Annotated in this window: 9 protein-coding genes; 1 reads left to right on the forward strand and 8 read right to left on the reverse strand. The window is 38.2% G+C overall.

Annotated elements, in window-relative coordinates; all coding sequences use genetic code 11:
* Position 1: 1 nt before the first annotated feature.
* Genes VKY41_RS11660 through VKY41_RS11670 form a run of 3 tightly spaced genes read right to left on the reverse strand, consistent with a single transcriptional unit; the run spans position 2 to position 2,969 of the window.
* A complete protein-coding gene (locus VKY41_RS11660) occupies positions 2–1,639 on the reverse strand; it encodes an ArnT family glycosyltransferase (RefSeq protein WP_500814631.1) in 1,638 nt (545 codons plus the stop codon).
* Positions 1,636–2,256, reverse strand: a complete 621-nt coding sequence (locus tag VKY41_RS11665; protein WP_500814632.1) for a lipid-A-disaccharide synthase N-terminal domain-containing protein — start codon at positions 2,254–2,256, stop codon at positions 1,636–1,638. Before VKY41_RS11665 ends, VKY41_RS11660 begins: the two co-directional genes overlap by 4 nt.
* A complete protein-coding gene (locus VKY41_RS11670) occupies positions 2,253–2,969 on the reverse strand; it encodes a glycosyltransferase family 2 protein (RefSeq protein WP_500814633.1) in 717 nt (238 codons plus the stop codon). Before VKY41_RS11670 ends, VKY41_RS11665 begins: the two co-directional genes overlap by 4 nt.
* A 155-nt stretch (positions 2,970–3,124) precedes the next feature.
* Between VKY41_RS11670 and VKY41_RS11675 the strand changes: the two genes are divergently transcribed.
* Positions 3,125–4,069, forward strand: a complete 945-nt coding sequence (locus VKY41_RS11675) for an NAD-dependent epimerase/dehydratase family protein (RefSeq protein ID WP_500814634.1) — start codon at positions 3,125–3,127, stop codon at positions 4,067–4,069.
* 228 nt (positions 4,070–4,297) lie between these two features.
* Here the strand turns inward: VKY41_RS11675 and meaB are convergent, their stop codons facing one another.
* From meaB to VKY41_RS11700, 5 genes are all read right to left on the reverse strand, one after another.
* A complete protein-coding gene (gene meaB, locus VKY41_RS11680; protein ID WP_500814635.1) occupies positions 4,298–5,392 on the reverse strand; it encodes a methylmalonyl Co-A mutase-associated GTPase MeaB in 1,095 nt (364 codons plus the stop codon).
* 167 nt (positions 5,393–5,559) lie between these two features.
* Entirely contained in the window at positions 5,560–6,114 is a 555-nt protein-coding gene (locus VKY41_RS11685; protein ID WP_500814636.1) for a DUF2911 domain-containing protein, read from the reverse strand.
* A gap of 202 nt (positions 6,115–6,316) precedes the next feature.
* Positions 6,317–9,670, reverse strand: a complete 3,354-nt coding sequence (secA, locus tag VKY41_RS11690; protein ID WP_500814637.1) for a preprotein translocase subunit SecA — start codon at positions 9,668–9,670, stop codon at positions 6,317–6,319.
* A 162-nt stretch (positions 9,671–9,832) separates the two neighbouring features.
* On the reverse strand, positions 9,833–10,054 hold the full coding sequence (locus VKY41_RS11695; RefSeq protein WP_007648604.1) for a DUF2795 domain-containing protein: 222 nt from the start codon (positions 10,052–10,054) through the stop codon (positions 9,833–9,835).
* Positions 10,055–10,214: 160 nt separating this feature from the next.
* Entirely contained in the window at positions 10,215–10,787 is a 573-nt protein-coding gene (locus VKY41_RS11700; protein ID WP_500814638.1) for a cob(I)yrinic acid a,c-diamide adenosyltransferase, read from the reverse strand.
* Between the last annotated feature and the right edge of the window lie 352 nt (positions 10,788–11,139).

Consider the following 11,139-nt stretch of genomic DNA (forward strand, 5'->3'; position numbering starts at 1 on the left):
TTTATCTTCTTTCAAAAACATAATAGACATTCAAAAGCCTGTCATTATACTGCTTAGAACCTTCAGACGCACGATTTAAATTATAAGTCCTTATGTTTTTAATAAAGAAGTGTTCTTGAAGTTTGTTTAAGATGGTTTCATCTAGGGCTTCCTTTGCTAGGAGTCCGAACTTCTTTTCCTTTGGAAATTTTTCTAGGCTATCGTTTAGTTCTATAAAAGTAAGCTTTCCTCCAAAATACCAAAGCATTTCTGGCGACACATAAGTCGTTCCATAGATGTTTATTCCTTCCATTTCAGATTCTGCTTTAAGATCCGTAATCGGATTATAAGTTTCACTTGTAAACCCTTCAGAAAGTGGTAAGGCCGTTAATAGGATGCCAGCAAAAAACAACACCGTAAATCTAAATACCAGCGACATGTTTTTCTTTCTTAAATGAAAAAGGATTAGCAGCCCAAGACTAAATAAGACGATCGATGCTAGGAGGTAGGACCACCAATGACTTGAAATATTGTCTTGTAAAAACACATAGGCCAATATGGGAAAGGCTAATCCGATACAAGCTATCAATCCGAAATTAAAAAACACAGGAAGGGTTTCTCGTTTATCCGTCATCGTTTTAAAACGTCTGATTAAATAATCGATATAAAATCCGATATTAATGGCTAAGGGGATTAGAACAGGCATCAGGTACCTCGATTTCTTTTCAGGAATAAGGGATAGTAATACCACAGCAAAAAGAGTCCATAGCAAGCTGAAACGGTACGCTTTTAAATGGGTGACCCGCGTTTTTAAATACGGGTACAGCAGACTTATAAAAGCAGGGATGGTCCAAAGTCCACTTTGAGTAAAGAAACTCCAGTAATAGTAAAACGGTCTAATATTATAGCTCGACCAATTAGAGGTTTCTTTTTCAGTTATGGCTTGAAAGGTATTTGGATCCTGAAACCTTACGTACAAATACCACCAACCACCTACAATAAGCGCCAAAATAAGAACGCTGACATAAGATAAGGCTTTGGCTTTAAGGTTTTTGAATTTAAAGGTACATCCATACGCCAATAAAAACGGAAGCATTAAAGCATACATGGAAACTGGGCCTTTGCTTAAAAATGAAAAGCCAATAAAGCAACCAGCTAAAAGCGTGTGTTTCCAATGTTTTTTGTCTTTTTCAAATAACAAGAATAACTGATAAATAGCAAAACACATAAAGGCGTGGGCAAAAATATCCCAAGGAGCTTCTATGGTAATTCCTATAATATAGAATGAAGTGAGTGCAATAAACGCATGTTGTAAACTTTGGGTTCGGTCTTTAACCAAAAGCATGGATATTTTAAAAACTGAAGCGGCTAGCAGCATGATAAAAAGTATGGCTGGAAGCCTTAAGCCAAAAATGCTTTTTAGTCCGAAAATCATCCCCGAAATAGCCGTTAACCAAGTAGGTAAGGGAGGCTTTTCGTAACGAGCTTCGCCATTCATAGTGGTTAGGAGCCAGTTGCCATCCTGAACCATTTCTCTAGCTGAAATAAAGTTCCTAGCTTCCATGATGGTTACAGGAATCACATCGAGATGAGGTAGCAAGGCAATGGCTGTAAACAAGCAAATACTTAAAATGGGATGTCTTCTAATGGCTTTCATCATGCCGATTTATGTAATAAAACAAGATTTCTAACGTAAATAACCGTTCCTAAAATATGTCCTACAAATAACACAGGATCTTCTCTAAGAATGGCATAAGTTAATATTAAAAGAGCACCTATCAGACTCAAAACCCAAAAACCTAAGGGTAAAGCAGATTCTTTGATTCTTTCAGAATAGATCCACTGATAGACAAAACGCAGAGTGAATACAACCTGCGATACGATGCCCAAAATCAATAACCAAAACGGAATAGCTTCGTTTTTAAATAACAATTCTACATCTATGGCATTGTTGTTATAATAAAAAACCACGATGAGTATAGGTACTAGAAAGAGGAATATTTGAACCACCTTCGGTAAGCGTTGCCATTGCTTTTGTAATTGTAAATTTCTAATATAGATGAAATAGGTTAGAGCTTGCCCTAGCATTATAGCAAAGTCATCTCTTAAATAGCCATAAACAAATAATAAAAAAGAGGCAATTAAACTTAAGGACCAAAATAGGGTAGGTGTGGCTACTTGTTTTTGTTTTTCAGAAGTAAGCCATTGAATAATCAGTCGGGATGAGAATAAAATTTGGGCTAAAAACCCAATACTATATACAATCCAGCTGCTCATGATCCTTTTTTAGCTATGGAATAGTTGATGTACTTCTTCTTCATCCACAAATAGGCAAAACAATCCATCAAAGGACCAAGAAGTCTGTTCCATACCCCGAAATTAGCAGTACCGGCAATTCTTGGAAAATGCTGTACCGGAATTTGAATCACTTTCCCTTCCTGCAATAAAATCATGGCAGGTAAAAAGCGGTGTAAGCCTTTAAACATGGGAATGCGCTTGGCGTAATCTGTTTTTATAACCTTTAACGGACAGCCAGTATCGTCCATGCCATCATGGGTAAAGGCACGACGAATGCCATTGGCAATCGTGGACGATATATTTTTAACAAAACTATCTTTTCTATGGGCACGAACGCCTGTTACCAAATCGTAAGGACCAATATGTTCTAGCAGTAAATTAAAATCCTCTGGGGCGGTTTGTAAGTCGGAGTCAATATAACCCAATAGTTCTGTGTCTGCATAATCAAAACCGGCTTTTATAGCGGCACTTAACCCCCTGTTTTCCTTAAAACTAATAAAGGTGAAATCGGCATGTCTTTGGCAAATAGCTTCAATCAGCTCTTGGCTTTTGTCGGAAGAACCATCATTGACAAATAAAATCTTGGTTTTTCTGCTAGCTATTTTTGTGTAATCTAAAAGAGCCTGCTCTACTCGAATTAAATTGTCTTCCTCATTATATACAGGAACTATAATGGTAAATTGGTAACTCATAAACACATTCTTGGTTCTGCAAATGTATTCTTTTTTAAAGAATTCTTATCTTAGAGAAAAAAAATGTTTCTTTGTAATAGAGTAAAGAATTCATAACTTAAACTCCAGGTTGCGATATTGATTTTTCGTAATAGGAATAAATACAGAAGGTAATTATGAAAATTTTAGTAACAGGAGCGGCGGGATTTATTGGTTCTCATACAGCTGAACGATTAAAAAGTTTGGGACATGAGGTTGTGGGAGTCGATAATTTTTCGCCTTATTATAGTACTAGCCTTAAAAAGTTAAATGAAAAGGAATTACTTAAAAGTGGGATTTCTGTTATTGAAAAAGATTTAAGGGATGCCAATTTAATCGCAGCATTACCAAAAGACATTAATTATATCTTCCATTTTGCCGCCCAACCGGGGATTTCAAAAACCTCCACCTTCGAGGATTATTTTACCAACAATATTTTAGCAACGAAAAATCTCTTAGATTACGCTTTACAATTGCCCAACTTAAAGATGTTTGTAAATATAGGTACCTCGTCTATTTATGGATTGGAAGCCACCTTTCCTGAAAGCATGGCTCCGAAGCCGGCATCGCATTATGGGGTGACTAAGCTAACGGCCGAGCAGTTGGTGCTTCAGAAGTCTAGAGAGAAACTCATGAAAGCCTGTTCTTTAAGATTGTATTCGGTGATAGGCCCACGTGAAAGACCAGAAAAAATGTACACGAAATTGATAGCTTGTGCCTTTAATAACGACGCTTTTCCATTGTATAATGGCAGTGCTACCCATTTAAGAAGCTTTACTTATGTAGGCGATATTGTTGATGGTGTAGTAAGTGTTATTGGGAAAGAAGATATAGTGGGTGATGAAATTATCAATCTAGGAACCGAAGTGGAACACACCACCCAAGAGGGTATTGAAGCTGTGGAGGCGGTTATAGGAAAAGCCATAAAAATCAACCATGTAGAGGCTAGAGTAGGCGATCAATTACGTACCAAAGCCAATATCGATAAAGCTAGAAAATTACTGGCTTACAATCCGCAAACCACTTTGATGGAAGGGGTTAAGAAACAAGTGGAGTGGTATGTGGCTAATTTTAAGTATTAACCACCATAGTTTACATTCCAAAGTCCAATAGAAGGTTTGGCGTACAGGTTACATATTGTGAATAGTAACTTTGTTCATGTTTCAATATTTTCAGCTCTATCTATGGTCACGCCCGAAACCTCGACTAACACCTAACACCCAACACCAACAACTAACACCCAACAACTAACACCTAACACCCAACACCTAACAACTAACAGCTAACACCTAACAACTAAATCCTCTCAACTATCCCCTCAGTCCCAGCAAATAATCCGCTGCAGCAAAAGGAGTTGTTTTATTCTCTTCAATCAGTAGCAACTGGTTTTCCAAGGCCACCTTTATATCTTTATTATTGAAAAAGTTAGACTTTAAATGGTCTTCTATGGTTTGGATGAGCCAGAATTTGTTTTGCTCACTGCGCTTTTCCTCAAAATAGTTGTTTTCAGAAGTGATTTTTACGTACTCCTCAATCTTTTCCCAGATAGCTTCAATGCCTTCGTGGTTCAAGCCGCTGCACAGCAATACTTTGGGTTGCCATTCCGAGGCTTTTTTAGGGTATAAATGCAGCGCTCTATTAAATTCTAGTTTGGCTATTTTAGCCGGTTTTAAATTGTCGCCATCCGCTTTGTTGATAGCAATCAGATCGGCCATTTCAATAATTCCACGTTTAATTCCTTGTAACTCGTCTCCAGCTCCTGCGAGTTTTAATAATAAAAAGAAATCGACCATACTGTGTACGGCTGTTTCACTTTGACCCACTCCAACGGTTTCAATGATTATGGTGTCAAATCCGGCAGCTTCACATAGAATAATGGTTTCTCTGGTTTTTCTTGCCACCCCACCTAAGGAATCTCCAGAAGCAGATGGTCTAATAAAAGCGTTCTTTTCTTTGACGAGGGCTTCCATTCGGGTTTTGTCTCCAAGGATACTGCCCTTGGTTAAGGAGCTACTTGGATCCACGGCCAAGACAGCCACTTTCTTTCCAAGACCCGTTAAATGCACGCCAAAAGCCTCAATAAAGGTGCTTTTGCCTACACCAGGTACTCCAGTTATTCCAATTCTAACCGATTTGTTGGCATGGGGAAGGCATCCAGTGATTATGGTATGGGCTTTTTCGAAATGTGCGGGGTTTTTACTTTCCACCAAGGTGATGGCGCGACTTAAAGCAATCATGTCGCCTTTTAAGATGCCTGCAATGAGATCTGCTGCAGAAGGCTGTTTTTGACGCCTAGCCTTGATTTTTTCTATATGCGATGTGTTGATGCTAGAAGCTTGCGTTACCCCATCTTTTTCTTCTAATGCCGATGTTTTTTCTTTAGCCACGAAGTCGTTTTTATTCAAAGTTTAAGATTCAAAAATACCATTGAACCCTGAAAATATAAAGATATCACTTATTGTTTTGAAGAAAAAATATTTAAAACTTCAAATTTAGATGAGAATGTACGGCCTATAGAAGTCTATAGGTACTAGACTTTTCAAACGCTTCGCTATACCTATGGGCTAATAAATTACTTTAAAGGTACTACCACTTTCGTGTCGTCCCAAGCCATGGTTAGGGATAAATTATCTGTAGAATTATCGAAACCTATGGTAAATTGTTCCACGGTGGTATCTATTTTTTGAACAGGGACTTCTACGTCTACCACATCAAACTCAGGTTCGCGTAAAGGTTTCATTTCCATGTCAACGCCCCATGGATATTGTTTTTTGTTGAACATGACATGCCAAGTAGAGTCACTTGGAATGGTCCATAAGGTATATTTTCCCGCTGGCAGGGAATCGTTTCCAACTTTTAAAGCTTTGTTAGTTTCAAAAGTAGTAGCTTCGTTAGCTCCAGTTCGCCATACTTGGTTGTAGGGTACTAAAGCTCCAAACACCTCACGGTTACGTTTGGATGGTCGGTTATAAAAGACTTTTAGCTCGATGTCATCCACCTTAATGCTGACAATCTTTTTTGGACTTAAAGGTTTTTTTAATAAGCCATCGTTTAAAACAGAATACCCGAAAACACCAATAGCAACGAGTACTAAAAGGCCAATGATCCATTTTAAAAATCTATTCATAACTACTTTTTATTTAAAAGATAAAGATACTTTAAAAGTTATATTAAGTGATATTGAAACGCTTAAATCTAATCAAATATTATACCGTTTTGAAAAAAGACTTCTTCCTAATTCAATTGATTGATTTTATTTAAAAAAAAGTCCCAAAGAAAACACTTCAGGACTTTATATGTAGGTCATTTCCATCTATATGGAACGGATGTTATTCAACAATTACCCAATCCCCTTTAGCAATTAAGGGTTCGGCTTGTTTGTATTTTAAGGTTTTATTTTCCCCACTCATCACATGCTTGATGGTAACCTTATCGTTTCTTCCAATTTTTGGACTGTCGCGAACAATGGTTTCCACAACTTCTGGCTGACGTTGGGTGTTACCTGCAGCTCTGCTTTGTGAAGAACGCTCATCCAGATTTGGGATTTCATCTTTTTGGGTTTGAAGATTTTCCCTTTTTCTGGTTTGTTTAGCTTCTTGAATGGCAGAGGTTTCTTCTGAAGGAAGTTCACCTTTAAATAAGAAGGAAATCACATCTTTGTTTACTTGGTCTATCATTCCCTTAAACAATTCAAAGGCTTCAAACTTGTAAATTAACAAAGGATCTTTTTGTTCGTGAACAGCTAATTGAACCGATTGTTTCAACTCATCCATTTTACGTAAATGCGTTTTCCAAGAATCGTCAATAATAGCCAGGGCAATGTTCTTTTCGAAATCTGTAATTAGTTGTTTCCCTTCAGTTTCATACGCTTTTTCAAGATCTGTTACCACTTGAAGTGTTTTTACACCATCGGTAAACGGTACCACAATACGCTTGAATTTATCACCTTGGGTTTCGTAAACATTTTTAATAACAGGGAAGGCTAATTCCGCATTTTTAGCCATCTTTTCTTTATAATAAGTAAAGGCAGCTTTATATACTTTTCCAGTTATGTCTTGTACGGATAACTTTCCGAATTCCGCTTCAGTAATAGGAGAACTCATAGAGAAGTAACGAATCAATTCAAACTCAAAGTTCTTATAATCGTTGGCTGCTTTATTGGTTTCAGTAATTCCTTCTGAAGTGTCGTAAATCATGTTGGCAAGATCCACGCGTAAACGCTCTCCGAATAAGGCATGGTGACGACGTTTGTAAACAACCTCACGTTGTGAGTTCATCACATCATCATATTCCAATAGACGCTTACGAACACCAAAGTTGTTTTCCTCTACTTTTTTCTGAGCACGTTCAATAGACTTTGAAATCATGGAATGCTGAATCACTTCACCTTCCTTCAAGCCCATACGGTCCATCATTTTAGCAATACGCTCGCTTCCAAATAAACGCATCAGGTTGTCTTCTAAAGACACATAGAACTGTGAGCTTCCTGGATCTCCTTGACGACCCGCACGACCACGTAACTGTCTGTCTACACGACGCGAATCGTGACGTTCTGTACCAATAATGGCTAAACCACCTGCTTTTTTAACCTCATCCGATAATTTAATGTCGGTACCACGACCAGCCATGTTGGTAGCAATGGTTACTTGACCTTTTTTACCTGCTTGGTCTACAATTTCAGCTTCTTTTTTATGTTGTTTCGCGTTTAATACGTTGTGCTCTATTTTTCTAATGCTAAGCATTTTTCCTAATAACTCACTAATTTCAACCGAAGTCGTACCGATTAACACCGGACGTCCTGCTTCAGCTAGTTTTGTTACATCATCAATAACAGCGTTGTATTTCTCGCGTTTTGTTTTATAAACTAAATCGTCTCTATCATCTCTAGCAATTGGTCTGTTGGTTGGAATTTCCACCACATCCAATTTGTAGATTTCCCAAAACTCTCCTGCTTCTGTAACCGCCGTACCTGTCATACCAGATAGTTTACGGTACATTCTAAAGTAGTTTTGAAGGGTTACCGTAGCAAAAGTTTGAGTAGCAGCTTCAATTTTTACATTTTCCTTCGCTTCAATCGCTTGGTGAAGTCCGTCAGAATAACGACGTCCATCCATGATACGACCAGTTTGCTCATCAACTATCATTACTTTGTTGTCCATAACCACATACTGAATGTCCTTCTCAAATAAGGCATAGGCTTTCAGTAATTGGTTTAAGGTATGGATACGCTCTGATTTGATTCCGAAGTCTCTGAACAAGTCTTCTTTTCTTTGCGCTTCCTCTTCTTTATTGGTGCTCTCAGCTTCAATTTTAGCTATTTCTACTCCAATTTCTGGCATGACGAAGAAATTTGGATCGTCTTTACCAGACAGATATTCAATTCCCTTGTCGGAAAGTTCTATCTGATTGTTTTTTTCCTCAATAACATAGTACAACTCGGCATCCACCTTTGGCATCTCTCGGTTGTTGTCTGCCATGTATTGGTTTTCAGTTTTTTGAAGCAATAGTTTGATTCCATCTTCACTTAAAAACTTTATAAGCGCTTTGTTTTTAGGGATTCCTCTATAAACACGTAGCAATTTGAATCCACCTTCTTTGGTATCTCCTTCTGCAATTAATTTCTTGGCTTCAGCTAAAACCCCAGTTAGGTATTTACGTTGCAAAGCAACCAGTTCTTCCACCTTCGGTTTTAAGGCATCAAACTCTTGGATTTCTCCTTGAGGTACCGGACCAGAAATAATTAATGGAGTACGGGCGTCATCTACTAATACCGAATCGACCTCATCCACTATAGCAAAATGGTGTGGACGTTGCACCAAATCGTCTGGCGAATGTGCCATATTATCACGTAGGTAATCAAAACCAAATTCGTTGTTAGTTCCGTAAGTAATATCCGATAAATATGCTTTTTTACGAGCTGCTGAGTTTGGTTGGTGGTGGTCGATACAATCCACAGTTAAACCATGGAATTGAAAAATAGGAGCCATCCACGCGCTATCACGTTTGGCTAGGTAGTCGTTAACAGTAACCAAGTGCACTCCTTTACCAGCTAGGGCATTTAAGTACATCGGTAAGGTTGCCACTAAGGTTTTACCTTCCCCAGTTTGCATTTCGGCAATTTTACCTTGGTGCATGGCAATACCTCCAATAAGTTGTACATCGTAATGCACCATATCCCAAGTAATAGGTTTTCCAGCCGCATCCCATGAGTTGGCCCAAATGGCTTTGTCCTCATCTAGTCTTACATAGTCCTTTTCTCCAGAAAGTTCTCTATCGAAAGCACTGGCAGTAACAGTAATTTCTTTGTTGCTAACAAAGCGTTTAGCCGTTTCTTTTACCACAGCAAAAGCCTCAGGTAAAATTTCGTTTAGCGTATCTTCGGTAACTTGGTAAATGGTATCTTTAATACCGTCAATTTCCTGATAGATGTCCTCTCTCTGATCGATGTCTTCAGTCGTTTCTGCTTCAGCTAACAGCTTATCAATCGTGTCGTGGTAAGGCTTTCTGACTTCGGCTATTTTTTCCTTGAAGGCTATGGTTTTAGCACGTAGTTCGTCGTGTGATAATTTTTCTAAAGCAGCTTCAAAGGTCTTTATTTTATTTACGATAGGCATGATTGCCTTTACATCTTGTTTTGATTTGTCGCCGACAAATAGTTTTAGTACAGAATCTAAAAAGGTCATTTATTGTTATTTTTAGTTTAATCAGTTTAAAACTGATAAATAGGTGTTGTGTAAATTCAAAAGTTTTGCAACTCTCAAAGGTACGGTTTGTAATTAAATTACCCGAAAAATTAGATAAAAAAAAAGCCTCTAAGCGAGACTTTTTTTACAATTTTTTTAATATTAATATTCATCCTCATTCCAGAGGTAGTCTTCGTCGGTTGGATAATCAGGCCAAATTTCTTGGATTGATTCATATTGGTCTCCCTCATCCTCAATAGACTGAAGATTTTCTACTACTTCTAAAGGCGCTCCAGTTCTAATGGAATAATCTATCAACTCATCTTTAGTTGCAGGCCAAGGCGCATCACTTAAATAAGATGCTAATTCTAATGTCCAATACATGTTATAATTGTTTTAAATTTTTGCAAAAATAAATTTTTAGTTCATATAAACAAGAAAAAAAGCAATTAATTGTTCATTAATAAAAAGAACGTTGTTTTTCACTGGTTATATCTTAGTAAAAATTTGTTTAAACAGTGATTTTATGATACATACAGACGCGTTAATATTTTTCGGGTATCCACTTAATCTCGTCTGCTTGTAAGTCTGAAGACAACTTTCGTGCCAATACAAAAAGGTAGTCAGATAGACGGTTTAAATACATCAAGGTATTGGGTTCTACAGGCTCTAATTCGTTTAAAGCAGTGGCTTGACGTTCCGCTCTACGGCATACACAGCGTGCTATGTGACAGAATGACACGGTTTGGTGTCCGCCTGGAAGGATGAAGTGTGTCATAGGGGGTAAGCTGTCATTCATTTGGTCCATTTCCCTCTCTAAAAGTTCGATGTTTTCATCTGAAATCTTAGGGATGTTCAAACGGTCTTTCCCGCTTTTTAGGATGGCTTTTTCTGGGTCGGTTGCCAAAATAGCTCCCACAGTAAAAAGGCGGTCTTGGATATGTGAGAGGAGGTCCTTGTGGTGTTGTTCGATGCCTTGGTCTTTTATTAAGCCAATATAGGCGTTCAATTCGTCCACGGTGCCATAGCTGTCTATGCGTATATGGTGCTTTGGAACACGTGTTCCACCAAATAGGGCAGTGGTTCCTTTATCTCCTGTTTTTGTGTAAATTTTCATAATGCTGGGTTTAAAGGATAAAGTTAAAAGTTAAAAATAGAACGGCAAAGGGTTTTTGTTAGGAATGCGGAATTGTTTTGGTTGATGGGGGAGTAGGTGTTTTTCAAACCCTCCGTCTAGCCACCTTTCTTCATCTGAAGGGGGGAGCTTGGGATTTGTTCTGGTTTTTTTGGGGTACTGTTTTAAATAGGATGCTGCTCTTCAAACCCTCCGTCTAGCGCTCCTGCCGTCGCACTAGCCACCTCCCTTCATCTGAAGGGCGGAGCTTGGGAATTGTTCTGGTTTTTTGGGGGTACTGTTTTAAATTAGGATGGTGTTTTTCAAACCCTCCGTCTAGCGCTCCTGCCGTCGC

This window comes from Xanthomarina sp., from assembly GCF_035306605.1.
GTDB lineage: Bacteria > Bacteroidota > Bacteroidia > Flavobacteriales > Flavobacteriaceae > Xanthomarina.

Excerpts from the sequence above, each read along its gene's own strand:
- VKY41_RS11660 (WP_500814631.1), bottom strand. The coding sequence starts at position 1,639 with ATGATGAAAGCCATTAGAAGACATCCCATTTTAAGTATTTGCTTGTTT.
- VKY41_RS11665 (WP_500814632.1), bottom strand. The coding sequence starts at position 2,256 with ATGAGCAGCTGGATTGTATATAGTATTGGGTTTTTAGCCCAAATTTTA.
- VKY41_RS11670 (WP_500814633.1), bottom strand. The coding sequence starts at position 2,969 with ATGAGTTACCAATTTACCATTATAGTTCCTGTATATAATGAGGAAGAC.
- VKY41_RS11675 (WP_500814634.1), top strand. The coding sequence starts at position 3,125 with ATGAAAATTTTAGTAACAGGAGCGGCGGGATTTATTGGTTCTCATACA.
- VKY41_RS11685 (WP_500814636.1), bottom strand. The coding sequence starts at position 6,114 with ATGAATAGATTTTTAAAATGGATCATTGGCCTTTTAGTACTCGTTGCT.
- secA (WP_500814637.1), bottom strand. The coding sequence starts at position 9,670 with ATGACCTTTTTAGATTCTGTACTAAAACTATTTGTCGGCGACAAATCA.
- VKY41_RS11695 (WP_007648604.1), bottom strand. The coding sequence starts at position 10,054 with ATGTATTGGACATTAGAATTAGCATCTTATTTAAGTGATGCGCCTTGG.
- VKY41_RS11700 (WP_500814638.1), bottom strand. The coding sequence starts at position 10,787 with ATGAAAATTTACACAAAAACAGGAGATAAAGGAACCACTGCCCTATTT.